Source organism: Vibrio sp. 10N.286.46.A8 (assembly GCF_041470165.1).
Taxonomy (GTDB): domain Bacteria; phylum Pseudomonadota; class Gammaproteobacteria; order Enterobacterales; family Vibrionaceae; genus Vibrio; species Vibrio tasmaniensis_A.
This window is the reverse complement of record NZ_JBFRLX010000023.1, coordinates 1-17929: the sequence shown is the minus strand read 5'-3', so window position 1 is coordinate 17929 and position 17929 is coordinate 1. Positions and strand designations below refer to the sequence as shown.

The 17929-nt window shown below is 43.8% G+C and carries 16 protein-coding genes; 13 read left to right on the top strand and 3 right to left on the bottom strand.

Annotation, left to right across the window (positions count from 1 at the left end):
• Positions 1 to 78: 78 nt before the first annotated feature.
• Positions 79 to 2091: a hypothetical protein gene (locus tag AB4232_RS03120; protein WP_372086153.1), complete on the bottom strand. Its 2013-nt coding sequence runs from the start codon at positions 2089 to 2091 to the stop codon at positions 79 to 81.
• A gap of 134 nt (positions 2092 to 2225) precedes the next feature.
• Here AB4232_RS03120 and AB4232_RS03115 point away from each other — a divergent pair, with 134 nt between their 5' ends.
• From AB4232_RS03115 to AB4232_RS03095, 5 genes are read left to right on the top strand one after another with little or no spacing between them, the layout of a single operon-like run.
• Positions 2226 to 3299, top strand: coding sequence for a cytochrome-c peroxidase (locus AB4232_RS03115; RefSeq protein ID WP_372086150.1), 1074 nt, complete (start codon positions 2226 to 2228; stop codon positions 3297 to 3299).
• The gene (locus AB4232_RS03110; RefSeq protein ID WP_372086147.1) at positions 3286 to 4452 is read left to right on the top strand and encodes a cytochrome-c peroxidase; all 1167 of its coding nucleotides are present in this window, start codon (positions 3286 to 3288) and stop codon (positions 4450 to 4452) included. The genes AB4232_RS03115 and AB4232_RS03110 overlap by 14 nt, the downstream gene beginning before the upstream one ends.
• Positions 4449 to 5033 carry an arsenate reductase (azurin) small subunit gene (locus AB4232_RS03105; RefSeq protein ID WP_372086144.1) on the top strand — a complete coding sequence of 195 codons (585 nt, stop codon included), beginning with the start codon at positions 4449 to 4451 and terminating at the stop codon, positions 5031 to 5033. Before AB4232_RS03110 ends, AB4232_RS03105 begins: the two co-directional genes overlap by 4 nt.
• Positions 5034 to 7778 (top strand): molybdopterin-dependent oxidoreductase, encoded by a 2745-nt coding sequence (locus AB4232_RS03100; protein ID WP_372086141.1) that lies wholly within the window; start codon positions 5034 to 5036, stop codon positions 7776 to 7778.
• Positions 7779 to 7787: 9 nt separating this feature from the next.
• Positions 7788 to 8231, top strand: a complete 444-nt coding sequence (locus AB4232_RS03095) for a CopD family protein (protein ID WP_372086138.1) — start codon at positions 7788 to 7790, stop codon at positions 8229 to 8231.
• A gap of 95 nt (positions 8232 to 8326) precedes the next feature.
• Here AB4232_RS03095 and AB4232_RS03090 read toward each other — a convergent pair whose 3' ends face one another.
• Entirely contained in the window at positions 8327 to 8782 is a 456-nt protein-coding gene (locus AB4232_RS03090; protein WP_372086135.1) for a plastocyanin/azurin family copper-binding protein, read from the bottom strand.
• Between the two features lie 566 nt (positions 8783 to 9348).
• Here AB4232_RS03090 and nirB point away from each other — a divergent pair.
• From nirB to cobA, 4 genes are all read left to right on the top strand, one after another.
• The gene (gene nirB / locus AB4232_RS03085) at positions 9349 to 11907 is read left to right on the top strand and encodes a nitrite reductase large subunit NirB (protein WP_372086132.1); all 2559 of its coding nucleotides are present in this window, start codon (positions 9349 to 9351) and stop codon (positions 11905 to 11907) included.
• Positions 11908 to 11922: 15 nt separating this feature from the next.
• Positions 11923 to 12246 (top strand): nitrite reductase small subunit NirD, encoded by a 324-nt coding sequence (nirD, locus tag AB4232_RS03080; RefSeq protein WP_009845418.1) that lies wholly within the window; start codon positions 11923 to 11925, stop codon positions 12244 to 12246.
• A gap of 175 nt (positions 12247 to 12421) precedes the next feature.
• A complete protein-coding gene (locus AB4232_RS03075) occupies positions 12422 to 13237 on the top strand; it encodes a formate/nitrite transporter family protein (RefSeq protein WP_372086129.1) in 816 nt (271 codons plus the stop codon).
• 316 nt (positions 13238 to 13553) lie between these two features.
• A complete protein-coding gene (gene cobA / locus AB4232_RS03070; RefSeq protein ID WP_372086126.1) occupies positions 13554 to 14351 on the top strand; it encodes a uroporphyrinogen-III C-methyltransferase in 798 nt (265 codons plus the stop codon).
• Positions 14352 to 14421: 70 nt separating this feature from the next.
• Here the strand turns inward: cobA and AB4232_RS03065 are convergent, their stop codons facing one another.
• Positions 14422 to 14910 carry a DUF4174 domain-containing protein gene (locus AB4232_RS03065; protein WP_372086156.1) on the bottom strand — a complete coding sequence of 163 codons (489 nt, stop codon included), beginning with the start codon at positions 14908 to 14910 and terminating at the stop codon, positions 14422 to 14424.
• Here AB4232_RS03065 and AB4232_RS03060 point away from each other — a divergent pair.
• The 4 genes from AB4232_RS03060 (at position 14849) to AB4232_RS03045 (ending at position 17775) form a co-directional block, all read left to right on the top strand.
• Positions 14849 to 15037, top strand: coding sequence for a hypothetical protein (locus AB4232_RS03060; RefSeq protein ID WP_372086159.1), 189 nt, complete (start codon positions 14849 to 14851; stop codon positions 15035 to 15037). The two genes, AB4232_RS03065 and AB4232_RS03060, sit on opposite strands and share 62 nt — an antisense overlap.
• A 136-nt stretch (positions 15038 to 15173) precedes the next feature.
• Positions 15174 to 15647 (top strand): NYN domain-containing protein, encoded by a 474-nt coding sequence (locus AB4232_RS03055; protein ID WP_009845414.1) that lies wholly within the window; start codon positions 15174 to 15176, stop codon positions 15645 to 15647.
• A gap of 80 nt (positions 15648 to 15727) precedes the next feature.
• Positions 15728 to 16393, top strand: coding sequence for a response regulator transcription factor (locus tag AB4232_RS03050; protein ID WP_009845413.1), 666 nt, complete (start codon positions 15728 to 15730; stop codon positions 16391 to 16393).
• On the top strand, positions 16390 to 17775 hold the full coding sequence (locus AB4232_RS03045; protein ID WP_135384388.1) for a sensor histidine kinase: 1386 nt from the start codon (positions 16390 to 16392) through the stop codon (positions 17773 to 17775). The genes AB4232_RS03050 and AB4232_RS03045 overlap by 4 nt, the downstream gene beginning before the upstream one ends.
• Positions 17776 to 17929 lie beyond the last annotated feature (154 nt).

Here is a 17929-nt window from a genome sequence, read left to right as displayed (position 1 = left end):
ATATTTAGGACGGTACAAAGTAAAAATAAAAGCCTCAAATCAATGGGCTTGATTTTGCTACCAGATTTGAGTTCTTTGTTAGGGGGGATGACTTGTCGTTTCAAGATACGTGAGAGTGGCTTGAAGAGTCGTTGAGGATCGGCGATCGAATTCACTTTCAAGTATTTCATAAACCGTATGTGCTTCAAAGTTTGCCAACTGTGGATAAAGTAACGGCTCTTCCAAAAGCAACCCGATCAGTTTCTTATGGGGACAAACACCATTAAGCGCAAGTTGATTGAGTGCTGCGTGCTGAATGCCGATAGACGAATGTTTGATCAATTCTAATAATTGTTGCTCGTCATTGATGTGTTTTATTAAGCCGACTCTTAAAGATAGGCAGGGTGATGACATCAGTGACAAACGGTTCTGTTGTATCCAATCATCGCCAAGCCAGTCGAGGATGTCGCCGATATTTTCGGATTGCTCATCTAGCAAGAGTTCTAACGTGAGCTGATTAAAGCGTGATGATTGTACATCGGAAAAGCTTATATTGTGTCGACATAAGGCATGAATCAAGGCGTGAAATGCCGCTTTGGTTAGATGACTTATTTTGTCGTCAGAGCAAAGGCCGCACAGCCATGTTTTGTTTGAGCAAAACTCTAGAGCGATCGCTTGATTTTCTAGAGCCTCTATCTTTGCAGATCTGTTAGAACGCTTCTTAACTGATGTTAAGCTTGAGGGGGCGGTAGATACAGCTGGAGAGTGAGTTTGCATTAGTGAATCAAGTGTTGATGTCACAAGTGCTGACTGTTCATTGGTGCCATTGATTACCGTGTTATTCATTTCATCTATAGGGGCGATGCTCGTTGTTGTTCTAGGTTTTAATGAAGAATCCGCAACTATGATACCTGATGTCCCTAAAGTGAGTTCTTTTAAATAGCTTTGGTGGCTAGTTTTTGGGTTTTTCGAAAGGTGTTCAATTAACAGTCGCTTGATAGAGTTACTACAAGCTTCCTGCTGAAGTTGTTGCCGAATAAAGGCGACGCTAAATTGTTCGGAAGTTTCAGTTAATAGGCTGTTTAGGCTGTCGAGTTGTTCTGACTCTTCCAACTTTGAAAACACTTGATAGAAATGGGGTATAAAACGGGCTAGTTGCAACTGTTTATGCTGAGTTTCCAAATTTGAAATCAGTAAAATAACCGCTGCGGTTGCATTGGCTAGATTCGGTTTATTTTGAAGTTGGTCAATGACATGCAGTTTATCTTTGTTACTCAGTAGCCCTATGAGTGAGTTGAGCAGCATACCAGATAGCAGCAATTCAAAATTAAGGTGCTTTATATCTACTAGGTAATTCCATTTCGTTAATTGATGTACAGAGCTCTCTCTGATGGATGGGTCTGAATGAGACAGGCCGTTTAAAAATACCTGCAGATATTCACGACAATCCATTTCAGATAGACGCTGAAATGCCACTTTTTGGCAGCTAATATCAGGGTGTTGTGTGGCTTTGTATAATACGACTTTGTCTTGAGTGTTTCTCAAAAACATCCGAGTATCAGCGGTGCTTTTGAGTACGTTGTTTTCATTTAGCAGAGTCGGGGAGTGGCGCGAAAGTAAAGCAATGAGTTTGCCTTTTAGGTCTGGCTCGGGGTCATTCTGAAGTCGGTGTAGTATACGCAGAGACTGTTCATGATCTAATTCGTGTTTGTGATTGTCTAAAATCCGCGCAGCTATCAAGCTGATGTCATCTCCGTCATTCCAACCTCCATCCCAGTAGTCATTTTCGTCGCATACTGCTTCCAATAATACAGGAACAGCGAGTAGAGAGTGTTGGTTGTTCTCAATAGCCATTAACGATGACAATTTAATTTCGCTGTCGTCCCAGTATTGATAGCAGTTGAGGATGGGCTCAATAGGAGCTGCATTATCTAAAGCGAGGCATTCAAGACTAGTGAGAACAAGGTCAGGATTCTGGGACTCTAATCTTTCTATAATCAGATATTTAGTGTTTTGAAAACGGCTTAATATTTGTGCTGCCAATACCTGTTCGGATAGGTTTCCAGTCAAATAGATGTGTTTAACTTTGTGAAGTAATTTATCTAGAGACATATATTCAAGCACCACTGAATTAACAAGTTTGAATAATAACTCTTATCATTTCTAATTGTATGATCCTAATCATATCTTTAATGTTTCATGTGTTAATAATAGGGGTAGATGATAGTAACCCCGAAGGAATGTCGATGAGCATCGCACTAAAAAGCTTGGTAGGAGTGTGTGCCCTTTTCTCTGCAACTCTATACGCCGCTCTGCCCCCTATGAGTATAAATACGGCGAAGGCAGAACTCGGTAAACGACTGTTTTTTGATACGCGCTTGTCCGGGGACGACTCGATATCGTGCTCCAGTTGCCACATTCCATCTAATGGTTTTTCTTACCCTGAACCGTTGAGCCCTGCCTATACGGGGAGTGATGGATTTCGCAATGCTCCAACACTTATTAATACAGTCTATAAAGAGGTGTGGTTTCACGATGGTCGTATTGGCACCAACCTAAACGATGTGGTGCGGGAGAATATCACTGAAGACTGGCTGATGAATATGGACATGCGTTTGATGCAGGAACGCCTCAAACAAGATCCAATATACGTCGAGATGTTTAAAGCGGCCAATCTTGGAGAACCGTCAAATGGCGGAGTACGCAAAGCTCTGCCTGAATACCTAAAAACATTGACTTCGAAAAACGTCCCTTTTGACAAGGGTGAGCTTAGCGACTTAGCGAACCAGGGAGAAAAACTGTTCACAGGCAAAGCGGGGTGCAGCCAATGCCACCGTGGCGCACTGTTTTCGGACGGAAAGGCACACAATACCGGAGTGCCAGAAAATCATGAGATATTTTTAGACCCCATGCGACATCAATCTTTTCTTGCCTACAACATGTTTATGGGTGTGCAAGATTACTTAACGTTAAAGCGCGATGTTGGTGCGCATGTTCAAACTCATAAAGCGGATGGTAGCGATCGCGGTAAGTTCATAACGCCAACGCTGCGAGAGCTCACTCAAACTGCGCCATATATGCACAATGGCATGCTTGCCACGCTTGAAGATGTGGTTGAGTTTTATAATCAAGGTGGTGGCGAAGATTCAAACAAAGACTCTCGACTCACCACACTTTCTCTAACGGACTATGAAAAAAAGGCGCTGGTGGCTTTTTTGGAATCGTTATCTGGAGACGCCCTTATAGGCGAAGAATACGAATGGTTAGACTATGACTTCGGCTACGAATACACGGAGGATTGGTCAAATGCTCGTAACTAAACGCTCTGTATTAAAGGCAGCACTCTTTGTTCTTATTGGGATGACGGGGCTTCCCAATGTTGTTAATGCAAAGGTACAGCTTGAGCCTCTAGGGGAGGTGCCTGTACCTGCGGATAATAAACAAACACCAGAAAAAATTGAGTTGGGAAAGGTCTTATTTTATGACGGTCGGCTAAGTGGCGATACGACGAGCCCATGTGCTGGTTGCCATATTCAATCTCAGGGCTGGGGTTTTCCTGATGACTTATCCATGGGATATCCGGGTACGGTACATTGGCGTAATAGCCAAACGATTATTAATGCGGCTTATTATGACAAATTTTTCTGGGCGGGCAGCGCTATGTCATTGGAAGCGCAAGCCAAAGATGCTGCGAAGGGCGCGGTCGCGGGTAATGGTGAAGATGACATCATGGAAGCGCGTTTAGCGTTAGTACCTGAGTATGTTGAACGTTTTAAGCGAGTGTTTGGTGATGATACTCCGAAAATACACAACGCTTGGCGTGCTATAGCCGCGTTTGAACGTACGATGATTCAACGTGACACACCAATAGATAACTATTTACTCGGTGACAAAACCGCTTTGTCTGAGTCCCAATTGAAGGGTAAAGCACTGTTTGAGGGCAAAGCGAATTGCATAGCTTGTCACAACGGGGCTTTGGCTTCTGACCAGAAATTCTACAACATTGGCGTGCCGCCAAGCCCTTGGTGGAATGATGATGGACTGGCACAGATAACGTTTCGATTTGAGCTTTATTCTAAAGGTGTCACCGAAGAGATGTACCGCACTACAAAAGCTGATCCCGGTGCTTACTTTCGTGCAAAACGTAAAGAGATGTTAGGTAAGTTTCGCACGCCAAGCCTACGTTATACAAAATACACTGCGCCCTACATGCACAATGGCACTATTCCAACTTTAGAAGCGGTGATTGATTTCTACGACCGAGGTGGTGTGGCGGATGATGGGCGGACAACTGGATACCCTCAGACCAAATCTGCGTTGATTCAACCTCTTGGTTTAACGGAACAAGATAAAAAGAACTTACTGAGCTTTGTAGAAGCATTTTCAGGTGATCAGATTTTTATTGAAGAGCCGACCATTCCAGAATACCAACCGCTATTTACCAAAGAAGAACTTGCTGGAGCAGAAAAATGATCGCCCACTCAGAGCAAAACTCGAGTAAACGACACAACAAGTGCATGATGTCACGACGTGATTTTTTACTCTATTCCAGTGCGGCGACTGCCGTCTCTATGGTTCCTCTTACCTTATTTGCAGGAACGGATTCTGAAACTCAGGTTGAAGGTCGTATTGTTGGTTACCCACGTAAGAAAATCGCAAAGTTAAGTCAACTCAGTAACCACACTCCGGTTCATTTTCAATATCCCGATGAGGGGAAAAACTCGATTGCGATGCTGGTTAAATCCGACATTGAATGTGGCGGTGGGATAGGGCTACAGCGTGACATTGTGGCTTATTCGATGACGTGTACTCATCAAGGTGGACCATTAACTGGAGCTTATAAAGCAACAGGAGAACATCGCATTGTCGGGCAGTGTCCATTCCACCTGTCTACATTTGATTTGCGTCGCCATGGAATAATGGTGTCTGGTCAAGCGTTCGAAAGCTTACCTCAAGTACTGCTGGAGCTAGAAGGTGATGATATCTATGCGGTCGGTGTTATGGGGTTGATCTTTGGTCGGATGGAAAACCTGATCGATGTGGAGGTTAGCTAGATGACTCAATTTTCTTTTAACGATAAATTGGCTGTAAACGATAAATCAGCTTTAAACAGCCAGTACCTGCAACCGACCAGTACATTACTGCCACCTGCTAGTGCGGAAGTCATCACAACAGCGTGTGACTATTGTGTTGTTGCGTGTGGTTATAAGGTTTATCGCTGGCCTGTGAGTAGCCCTTCCGGTGGCCCTGCTGCAAGTGAAAATGCATTTGGTGTCGATTTCCCGGTTCATGCTCTGCAAGCTTGGGTTTCGCCACAGCAACATAATATTGTTTCGCATAATGGCAGACCACATCATGTGGTTGTAGTGGCAGATAAAGACATACAAGTCGTCAATAAAGGCGGTGACTCTTCGGTTCGTGGTGGACTGCTCGCAAGAAAGCTTTATAACCCAGAAACACCAACCAAAGATCGATTGAAACAACCACTTGTTCGAATTAACGGTCAGTTACAACCGGTAGAATGGGATTTTGCGTTGGATATAGCAGCCCAAGTCGGCCGTCATGTGATTGATACGCACGGTTCGAACAGTTACTGCGTAAAAACCTATTCCTATCAGTATATTGAAAACACCTATGCGATAACAAAGTATGCATTGCGTCATGTCAATACCGCGAATTTTTCGTTTCATGATACGCCGTCAGATGTCACCGCAACCCCAGGGTTTCGAGATGCGGGTTTTGATAATTTTGCTCCAAGTTATGATGATTGGGGCGCGGCAGATACTTTGATGATCTGCGGAACGGATCCGTATGAGACCAAAACCATCATTTTTACGCAGTTTATTATGCCTGCGGTGCATCGTGGAATGAAAACCGTAATTTTGAACCCTCGTGAAACCGCTGGAATAGCGTGGCTTAAAGCTCAAGGAGGATTGCACCTCGATATTAATCCCGGCAGCGATAATCTTGTGATTGGCGCAATTGCTCGGGTGATCTTAGAGCAAGGATGGCAAGACAATGAATGGATTGAAAACTGGGTCAATAATAAGTGGGAATCAAGCTCTGGCTTTGGCCAAGGTACACGTAATACACCTTGGCAGTGGAGAACCACTTGGGGCAAATTCCAAACGAATGGCTTTGATGATTATAAGCAATGGAATTTGGAGCAGAAAGAGTACGCACCTGAGTATGCCGCATCGATCGCGGGTATTGATGTGGAGAAGATCCACAAAGCCGCTGAGATGTTGGCAATGCCAGTGAATGGTCAACGAGTTAAAGCCTCAATTGGTATAGAGAAGGGCTTTTATTGGTCGAATAATACCGGAAATACCAACGCCATTGCCTCCCTTGCAACGATCATCGGTACTGGTGGCCGAGAAGGGCGCGTGATTGGTCGATTTGGTGGGCATCAACGCGGTGGGTTAGCGGGTGGGAAACTTCCAAGAAACAAGTCACCTGAAAAAGTCGCAGGTAGGCGCAGGCGCTCAATAGACACCGATAGATATCTCTATTCCGGGCATACCCGTATGGCCCATGTCATTGGTACAACATGGATTCAAGCTATGTGTGGTAGTTATGGGTTGAAAGAGAAATTCACCGACTTAACAACACGTAACCCTCACCAAGCGATGCGACGTGATAAGCAGCACATTATAGATACACTCAAAAAGCGTGCAGATTCCGGTGGAATGGTCGTCATCAATCAAGATATTTATTTACGTGATCCTATTGGTAAACAATTCGCTGATATCATCTTTCCGGCCGCGACTTGGGGGGAAGAGGATTTCATGCGCGCTAATGGTGAGCGTCGTCTACGCCTTTACCAAAAGTTCGCTGATGCGCCGGGTCAGGCTAAGCCAGACTGGTGGATTGTTGCTCAAATGGCTTCGCGAATGGGGTACGACGGGTTTGATTGGCAAAACTCAAATGACGTAGCCGAAGAGTCATCACGATTTAGCCGTGGTAGCCGTAAAGATTTCAATATGATTAAAGTTGCAGCAAATGCTGAAGGAAAAACGCTTCATCAAAAGCTCGCTGAATTTGGTACTGAAGGGATCCAAGGGCCTGTTTTTTATAACTATGATACCAAAAATCTGATTGGCACTAAGCGCCTACATGACACTGAAATGAGTTGGGATGATCTGGTCGACAAAGGGCTGCAAGATGGTCCTCAAGGCGCCAATATTATGCGTAAACAGCTCACTCAATTTAATAGTCAGACGGGGAAGGTCAATCTTCAAAAACATCCTTGGGATCTGTTCAGTGATTTCCACGCTTGGCTTACCCCAAAACAGGACGAGTTATGGTTTTCGAATGGTCGTATTAACGAAATTTGGCAGTCAGGGTTTGATGATACCGAACGCAGGCCTTACATCACTCATCGTTGGCCTGAAAACTGGATTGAAGTTCACCCAGAAGATGCGGAAAGGCGGGGCATAGAAGCCGGAGATGAAGTACTGGTGTACTCGGAGCGGGTGGCCAATTTTAAAGATACGATTCTGGGTATCGAGTCAGATGATTTTCAGTTTAGTAACCTAATGAAAAATGGTCACATTCAACTGGATTACGCGGAGATTAAAGCTGTTGCGATTGTCACCTCAGCCACGAAAAAAGGTGTGTTGTATTGCAATATGATGGACATGAAGAACCCAGCGAATGCTTTAACAACAAGGGTAGTTGACCAAATCAGTGGTAACTACAACTACAAAATGGGCGTCGCCAAAATAAAGAAAATTGGTGAATCAAAATATAAGCGTGAGTTTGAAGGGTTCTCCTTTGCACCACGTAACATTGTGTAAGGGAAGTTTATGTTTGGCGTATTATTGGTTTTGCATGTATTGGCTGCCACCATTTGGACGGGAGGGCACATTATTCTCAGCGTCGTTATCCTTCCTAAAGTCATGAAACACCGTTCTCCAGAAATGTTATTGGAATTCGAGCAAGGGTACGAAAAGGTGGGAATGCCTGCTTTGGTAGTTCAAGTGGTGACCGGGTTGATGCTCGCTTATCACATGTTACCGGACGTTAGCTTATGGTTTGATATGTCGATTCCACTGGCTCATGGCATTGCCGCTAAATTGACGTTGCTGTCTCTGACGGTATTGCTAGCCCTAGACGCACGCTTTCGTGTGATTCCAAAACTATCGAAGGACAACTTGGTTGATATGGCGCTGCACATTGTGCCGGTGACCATTATTTCAATTTTGTTTGTGGTTGTCGGAGTGTCATTTAGAACGGGTTGGCTAGTTTGATCTGTTTCTTGTTACTGACCCCTTAGCCTGTCTTCAGGCTGGCATTCCTATCTCACATCAACAGAGAGCTGATGTGTGATAGGCAGGGACAAAGGTTATTGAACCTTTTGCTCTGCTTGATCGAGCAAGCCTTGCATCTTTTTCTGAGCTCTGCGACTCACACGTTTTTTGGCCGCGGTGCGAGCTTCTTCTATGTTAACACTTGGATCACCAACAACCACGAGCGCCACCATTCCGTGTCTGTGGTGCACTTTACATTTGATTCCGTACACACCTGGCTTATCAAAAGTGACTTCCTGAGCGTTTGAACCGGATATCATAAGAGGCTTTGCGCCATCAGGAAGCATCCCTTGAATGCTATGAGCAGTATGAGAGCCAACGGTTCCTTTAAAAAGCACCTTGTCACCAGGTTCGATTTCTACGTAATCAGGAATGAATTGATACATCTTGTCGATGTTTTCAGAATTCATGTCCATCACTTGTTTGATGACCTTTGTTTCAGCAAACGCAGGGGCTGCAATAATAGATAGGATCAGTAAAATTAGGCGCATCGTATTCACTCTATTAAATAAGAATTATTTTCAACAATGCTAATTTATTCAGGGTTTGGTTGGAAGTTGATTTTTACATCAAACATGTGAATCAAAAGGGTTCTTGTGTTAGATCAAGCAAACAAACCGATGACCCAAGCTATAAACTGAATTCATCACGACATTAAAGGGCGAACAGCTTTGTTTACATTCCGAATAGGTAGGAGTGGTTTTCACAATTACACATAGTTTTTCACGCAAACGGTGTTCTACATGTATTTATAGGCTTCTATATATATTTATAAGAAGCTAAATGAAAATGATTGTCATTTACTTACGTTATTGGTAACCTATTGTGAAACTTTACAACATTCCGCTCAATGCACTGAAGTGTATATAAAACCCCGCTAAACCCTATGTAAACTATGGTTATTCGTTTGCTTTGCTTGTTAATTAAGCATGTCTACCTCTTTTGTTCTACCCCTTTAGGGTAGTTTGTTTTCGTAATTGATTTACATCATATTTTCATTTTCTTTCATAATTCATTATTCGCTCAGTTAAGAAATATATAACCTTCAGGAATTCTTATGAGCAAGATGAAGCTAGTCGTAATCGGTAACGGGATGGTCGGTCATCGCTATATCGAAGATTTAGTCGAGAAGACAGATGTTGCAAACATGGACATCACGGTGTTCTGTGAAGAACCACGTGTTGCGTATGACCGTGTGCACCTTTCTTCTTACTTTTCACACCATACTGCAGATGAACTTTCTTTGGTAAAAGAAGGCTTCTACGAGAAACACGGCATCAACATGCTGATCGGTGAACGTGCTATCAACGTTAACCGTGAAAAGAAAACAGTTTACTCAAGCACTGGTCGTGAAATTCAATACGACAAACTTGTTCTTGCTACTGGTTCTTTCCCGTTTGTACCGCCAATTAAAGGCCACGAAGGTAAAGACTGTTTTGTTTACCGTACTATCGAAGACTTAAAAGCTATCGAAGCGACGGCAAAGAATTCTAAATCTGGTGTTGTTGTTGGTGGTGGTCTACTTGGTCTTGAAGCGGCTGGTGCACTAAAGGCATTAGGTGTGACGACTCACGTTGTAGAGTTTGCTCCCAAGCTTATGGCAGAGCAGCTTGATCTTGCTGGTGGTAATCAACTTCGTCAAAAAATCGAACGTATGGGCGTAAACGTTCATACAAGTAAGAACACGCTTGAAATTGCTCCTGAAGGCACTGAAGCTCGTAACGTAATGCGTTTTGCAGACGGTACAGAGCTAGAAACTGATTTCATCGTATTCTCTGCTGGTATTCGCCCACAAGACAAACTTGCTCGTCAAATGGGCCTAGGTATTGCGCCTCGCGGTGGTATCGAGATTAACGATCACTGTCAAACGACAGACAAAGATATCTACGCTATCGGTGAGTGTGCATCTTGGAACCAAACGTTCTACGGTCTAGTGGCTCCTGGTTACAAAATGGCGACCGTTGCGGTTGACCACGTTGTTGGTAACGAAAGCACATTTGAAGGTGCAGACATGTCTGCGAAGCTTAAGCTTCTTGGCGTGAAAGTAGGTTCTATCGGTGATGCTAACGGCCGCACTCCAGGTTGTAAGAGCTACGTTTACCAAAACGAAGAACAAGAAATTTACAAGCGACTAATCGTTTCTGAAGACAACAAGAAGCTGCTTGGTGCGGTAATGGTCGGTGATACGTCTGACTATGGTGATCTTCTTCAGCTAATGCTGAATGAAATCGACCTGCCAGAGTATCCAGATGCATTGATTCTTCCTGCTCACGCGGGTGCTGAAAAGCCAACACTTGGCGCGGATTCTCTTCCTGAGTCTGCTGTTATCTGTTCTTGTTTCGATGTAACTAAAGGCAAGATTGCACAAGCCGTTGCTGAAGGTCACCACACCATTGGTGATATCAAAGCAGTAACTGGTGCTGGTACTGGCTGTGGTGGTTGTATTCCACTTGTGACTTCAGTACTGAACGCTGAACTTGCTAAAGCCGGTGTTGAAGTGAAGAACGACGTATGTGAGCACTTTGCTTACTCTCGCCAAGAGCTTTTCCACCTGATTCGTATCGAAGAAATCAAAACATTTGATGAGTTACTAGAGAAATACGGTAAAGGCTACGGCTGTGAAGTATGTAAGCCTCTAGCGGGTTCTATTCTTGCTTCTTGCTGGGGTGAGCACATCCTTAAGCCTGAGCTAGTGAAACTGCATGATACCAACGATAACTTCCTAGGTAACATCCAAAAAGACGGTACTTACTCTGTTATCCCTCGTATGGCAGGTGGTGAAGTAACGCCTCAAGCACTAAGCGTTCTTGCTGATGTAGCGGCTGAATACAACCTTTACACCAAGATCACAGGTGCTCAGCGTATCGGTCTATTCGGTGCTCAAAAAGATGACTTACCAGCAATCTGGAAGAAGTTAGTTGCTGCGGGCTACGAAACAGGTCAAGCGTACGCGAAGGCGCTACGTATGGCTAAGACATGTGTCGGTTCAACTTGGTGTCGTTACGGCGTTCAAGATTCAGTTGGCCTAGGTGTGATGATCGAGAACCGTTACAAAGGCATCCGTACTCCTCATAAGATGAAGTTTGGTGTGTCTGGCTGTACTCGTGAGTGTGCTGAAGCTCAAGGTAAAGACTTAGGTATTATCGCGACTGACGCAGGTTGGAACATGTACGTATGTGGTAACGGTGGTATGAAGCCTCGTCACGCAGACTTACTTGCAAGCGACCTAGACCAAGAAACGCTGATCAAATACATCGACCGTTTCATGATGTTCTACATCCGCACGGCTGCGCCACTACAACGTACTTCGGTATGGATGGACAACCTAGAGGGTGGTGTTGACTACCTACGTGAAGTGATTGTCGACAACAAGCTTGGCATCAATGACCAACTTGAAGCGGACGTAGCTGGCCTTGTGGGTAACTTTGCTTGTGAGTGGACTGACACTATCAACGACGAAGCTCAACTTAAGCGCTTCTCACACTTCATCAATGCTGACGACCGTGATGAAAACGTTGTGTTTGTTGACGATGGCCGTGAACAACACCGCCCAGCAACATTCACAGAAAAACACCCAGAAGCGAAGGGCGATATCCTTCACGTTGAACTGGTTTAATTGGGAGACGACATCATGGCATTTACCAAAGTTTGTAAGATCGAAGACATTATTCCAGGTACCGGTGTTTGTGCGTTGGTTGGTGGTGAGCAAGTTGCTATTTTCCGCCCAACTAAAGCCGAAGAAGTGTTCGCTATTAGTAACACTGACCCGTTTTTTCAATCAAACGTTTTATCTCGCGGTTTAACGGTTGAGCACAAAGGTGAGCTTTGGGTGGCAAGCCCACTTAAGAAGCAACGCTTTAACCTAGCAACAGGTGTGTGCATGGAAGACGAGAGCTTCAGTGTAAAAGCGTATAAAGCTCGCGTTACTAAAGGTGCTGTAGAAGTTTCAGCATAGTTAGTTCGAAACCATAGCTAGTGCGAAACCATAGCTAGTTCGAAACTTCGACACAGTTACTTAGCAAGATTTGATAGATCAAGGGTTCTAGTTATCGACATTGCCTTAATTCGGCAATTAGAACCTTTTCCTATCCGATTTCAACTTTTAATTTTAACTTTTTAAGGACAATCTTATGTCTACTGATTTTAAACCAGCAGAATTCGTTCAAACAATGATCGATGTAGGTGAAGCGAAAACGAAAACAAGTACTCGTGATCTACTGATTCGAAGCACAATGGCAGGCATCATTCTTTCTCTTGCTGTTGTAGTGGCAATCACGACTATCGTGCAAACAGGCATTGGTATTGTTGGCGCTCTTGTGTTCCCTGTGGGCTTCGTCATTCTAAGTGTAATGGGCTATGACCTAGTAACAGGTGTATTTGGCCTTGCTCCTTTAGCGAAATTTGATAACCGTCCAGATATTACTTGGGGTCGTATCCTACGTTGTTGGGGTCTTGTTGGTCTTGGTAACCTTATCGGTTCTTTAATTGTTGCAGTGTTAGTGGCAATTTCACTTACAGGTAACTTCTCTTTAGAACCAAACGCAGTTGCTCAAAAGTTCATTGCTGTTTCTACAGGTCGTAGCCTAGGGTTTGAAAACATGGGCATGGACGGCTGGATCACATGTTTCGTGCGCGGCATCTTCTGTAACCTAATGGTTTGTCTAGGTGTGATTGGTAACATGACTGCACGTACAGTTGCTGGTCGTGTAGCAATGATGTGGTTCCCGATCTTCATCTTCTTCGCACTTGTATTTGAGCACACAGTTGTAAACATGTTCCTATTCCCACTGGGTATGATTCTTGGCGCTGACTTCGGTATCGCGACATGGTTGAACTTCAACCTTATCCCAACAATCTTAGGTAACATCGTTGGTGGCCTACTGTTAACGTGTGTTCCTCTATACTTGACTCATGCTAAAACAGCTCCTTCTCTAGGCGCGAAGTAATACGGTAAACGTAAGTTAGTATGAGATTGAAAGCCCCAACAACGTGTTTGGGGCTTTTTTAGTTTGAAAGCTGTCAGTGTATTCTCGGGCAGACAACATCTTAGTTATCATAGATGCGTTGTTTGCTATTGAGCAAAACATCCGCAATAGATTGTTTTGTTATAATTATTTCTATCTTCGTTAGTATTTAGACTGAATATTTATTTCAACACCTGATAGTCTAAGAGTTAAGGATTTTGATAAGTCATCATGAATACAGTGACTTATCACATAGATTGAAGCTTGAGATAAAACAAGCAAACCTTCGGAGCGCAGAATGTCAGAAGTATCGTCATCGAATGTTAAAGAAGTAAGCAATGGATTTGTTTCATTGGTAGGTGCAGGTCCGGGCGACCCAGACTTACTTACACTAAAAGCCGCACGAGTGATTCAACAAGCAGACGTTTTGGTTTATGACCGCTTGGTATCAAAAGATATCTTAGCGATGGCTAATCCAGAAGCTGAAATGTTGTATGTGGGTAAGAAGCTCGATCATCACTGCGTGCCACAAGATCAGATCAACCAACTATTGGTGACCAAAGCACAAGAAGACAAGCACGTTGTGCGTCTAAAAGGTGGTGATTCGTTTATCTTTGGCCGTGGTGGCGAAGAGTGCGAAACGTTAGCTGAGAATGACGTGAGATTTGAAGTGATTCCTGGCATTACTGCAGCCGCAGGAGCGACCGCATATGCGGGAATTCCATTGACTCACCGTGACCACGCGCAAAGCGTACAGTTTATTACGGGTCATTTGAAGAAAGATGGCGAAGATATTGACTGGCGTTCTCTTGCTCAACACAATCACACGATCGTGTTTTACATGGGCTTGAAAGAGAGTCCTAATATTCAGAAGAATTTACTCGATAACGGTATGCGAGAAGACATGCCAGTTGCGATTATCGAAAATGGCACTCGCCAAGAGCAGAAAGTGTTTAGAGGTGGGCTACGTGACCTAGCTGATCTTGCTGGCGTTGCAAAGAGCCCTGCACTGATTGTGGTTGGAAGTGTTGCTCAGCTTCATGAAAAACTGGCTTGGTTTAACAAGCAAGCTAAAGTGATTGATGATCAAGCTTAGCTTGTTAGCTTGTTAGCTTGGTTGATGGTTGTTTGCTTGATGGTTAACCAAAGGCTTAGCTGACTAAGAATCAAATACTGCAGCGGCTACTCTGTCGCTGCATTTCTTGTTGGCGCATGGGCATTTCGTCAATAATATTAGTGATTAAACTCCAGTCGGTTTTACCACTCCACCTGTGTTTCTCTTTCCCGTCTTTACCAATCAACACGGCAGTGTGTGAACCTTTGGGTATTCCATAACTGTTAGTCACTGCATCCAAATTAAACTCTTCAACTAACCATGCAGGAACGGTGTAGCCGCTTTCGGCGATGACCATGATAACTACATCTCGCTCGTCCAATTGACAATTGTTAATCAAGACTTCATTGAGAAACTCTTTTACGATCGAATCTTCTGTTGGAGCGAAATAAATAACACTGCGGTGTGGCAGAGCTTTGGAATGAGAGTAGGCTGGATAGGCGTGTAACGAGTTGACTGACAGAATCATAAACATAACCGTGCTTGTAATTAGAGCGTTCAGTGGTTTGGAAATTACGTTTGTTCCCGATGCCTTAGTTATCGCTGCCTTAGTTATGGTTGCGTTAGTTATTGCCGCGCAGCAACGTCTCAATACTGAGTCAATGGTGTCGCTGCCAAGGCATGATCTGATTATTTGTCGGTACTGCATGTTCCACCTTCCTCGATAAACTCAAACAAGCTCTGAGTTAAGCTAATAACAACTACGTTAAGCATAGCTAATGAGTTCATTTTTATTAAAGAAAGCGACTCGCATTTTAGAAGTGAATAGAATAGGGTATACGGAAAATCTAAAGGTATGAATTTATGGAAAACATAGCAATTTTGGTCGACGTTCAGAACGTTTACTATACAACACGTGATAAATACCGTTCTAACTTCGACTATAACCAGTTTTGGTATGTTGCCACGGAAGGACGTAACGTTGTCGAAGCCAATGCTTACGCAATCTCAAGCCAAGATCCTAAACAGCGCCAATTCCACCATATCCTTCGTGGTGTTGGTTTTAATGTGAAGCTAAAACCGTTTATTCAGCGTCGTGATGGTAGCGCCAAAGGGGATTGGGATGTCGGTATCGCGTTAGACGCGATAGAGCTTGCGGAGACGGTTGATACGATTGTTTTGGTATCCGGAGACGGTGATTTTGAAATCTTGGTAGAGCGAATCAAAGAGCGTTTTGGAAAGCCTGTTGAAGTGTATGGCGTTCCTGGGTTGACAGCTCAAAATCTTATCGATTCTGCCTCAAAATTTGTACCGATTGAAAAAGATTTTCTTCTATAGAGGAAATCACGCACTTTATAATTGAAATCAATAATAACGATAATTAGAATGCAAACAGTTCTTATTTATCGGTGTGTGAAATGTCTCGTGTTTTAGTTGTTGATGATGATATTCAGTTGTGTGAGTTACTGGGTGAAGTGTTGGAAAATGAAGGGTATCACGTTGATACCGTTCATTGCGGTGAATCAGCTCTAGAGTTTATTCAATCAAATCCTGTTGATTTAGTCTTACTCGATGTGATGCTCCCCAATTTAAGTGGTATTCAAGTCGCTAGACGTATTTGTCAGCGTTTTGCTACTCCTATCCTTATGCTAACTGCGCTTAATGATGATGCCTCCATGCTAGATGGCTATCAAGCCGGGGCAGATCAATACATCGCTAAGCCTTTCAATGTTCCTGAGCTTTTGACCCGGATTAAGGTGATCTTACGCCGAGTTGGGTTTGAGCGACAAAGACAATCAATGGCTTCATCTAATCAAGGTTTGTGCGAGCAACTTACCCGTTTACCTTTAACGGGCACTGAAAAAGAGTTGCTCGATTATCTGATCAAAAATAATGGCATCGTTGTATCAAAATCTGACTTGCAAATACATGTCTTGAAGAAAGAGCTGTGCCCTTTCGATCGTAATCTAGATATGCATATCAGCAATATACGTCGAAAATTGGTGCAGGCTGGCTTATCAAAGCAACATATTAAAACTGTGCGCGGTCAAGGCTACAGCTACCTAGAGTCGGTAGGAGTATGAGTAACTGGTTTCTACGGTGCCCTGATTTCGTTATCAAGCGTAAGGATGGCTTAACGTTTCAGCTGTTCAGTTGCCTGACCGTGATTTTAGTCAGTATCCTCATCCTTCAAGGTGTCGCAGAACGAGCGCTGATGAAAGCCTTGTTGAAGGTACCTGAACCTGTCAAAGCTGAAATGTTGGATTTGGCTTATCAAGCTAATGTACTGATCGAAGAAGGGGACATGGATGAGCTTGCCGACTGGGGCAATGCCCAACGTTATTATTTATTCATTATCGATGAAAACAACCGACCTATTACCCACCGACACATGCATCCGCATTTTGAATTTAAGTTGAAGTACCTGCGTACATTAGACCATCAACTTAGTGATCGTGTGAGTAAGCCTATCTTCGGCTTGCCACTTGATAACGGCAATACTCTCGTGATCCAACTGCCAGGCCAGTTTCATCCAGCAAAATCCTTTGCTCCGTATTCCTATGCGCTGAAAGCTGTGATTGCTTTGATCGTGTTATCGCTGTTTTCCATTATTATGGCGAAAAGTCTGCAGCAGCCACTCGATCGTTTAAGGGAGGCCAGTCGAAGGCTCGCACAAGGAGACTTTTCAGTGAGTGTCGTGTCTGAGTTGGATTCAACTACACGTGAATTCAATGAGCTTGCCAATGATTTTGACCATATGACCTTTGAGATTAAGTCTCTGGCTGAAAAGCAGCGTCGTTTGATTCGTGATGTATCACATGAGTTGAGGACACCGTTAGCAAGGCAGAATCTCGCATTACATTTACTACGTAGTAAGGTCGATGAAAAAAGTATGGGTTTACTCGAACGGATGGAAAGCGAAACGGAAGAGATGAATAAGCTGGTGGGTGAAATTCTTGAGTTCAGTCGCCTAGAAACCTCTCGCTATGATTCTAAGTTAACTCCAATGCATCTTGAGCATTATTGCTCAATGCTAATTGCGCAGATGCAAAATGATTTGAAACCTAATCAAACTTTGACTGGTGATTTGGAAACAGCGACATCAATGGTTAATGTTGATGAGAGGCTACTTTTGAGGGTGATCAGTAACCTTGTAGGAAATGCGATCAAATACGCAGGGGGCAATGCGGATATTGTCGTCAAGACCTACGGGCAGGTCAATGATAAACGTTACAGTGTCATTTCTGTGGAGGATGATGGTGAAGGTATCCCAGATAACAAGATTGCAGATATCTTTGACCCGTTTACCCGCATCGAGTCAGCCAGAGATAAACAGTCTGGTGGTTACGGTCTTGGACTCGCGATCGTTAAGGAAGCCATGGGAGTGATGAATGGGCATGTGACCGCTGAGAACAGAGAAGGTGGGGGACTTAGAGTGAACCTTATGTTTCCTATCGTAGATTAAACGTTAGGCTCGGCACTCAACGCTCAGTCCCTGTAACGAGAAGATAGATGAGAGTTGAATCGTTTCGGCTCAAAGAGAACCCAATAAAAAACGCCACTGCATCTGCAGTGGCGTTTTTGTTTATACGCTTTTCATTATCAGCTAAGGCATAGCC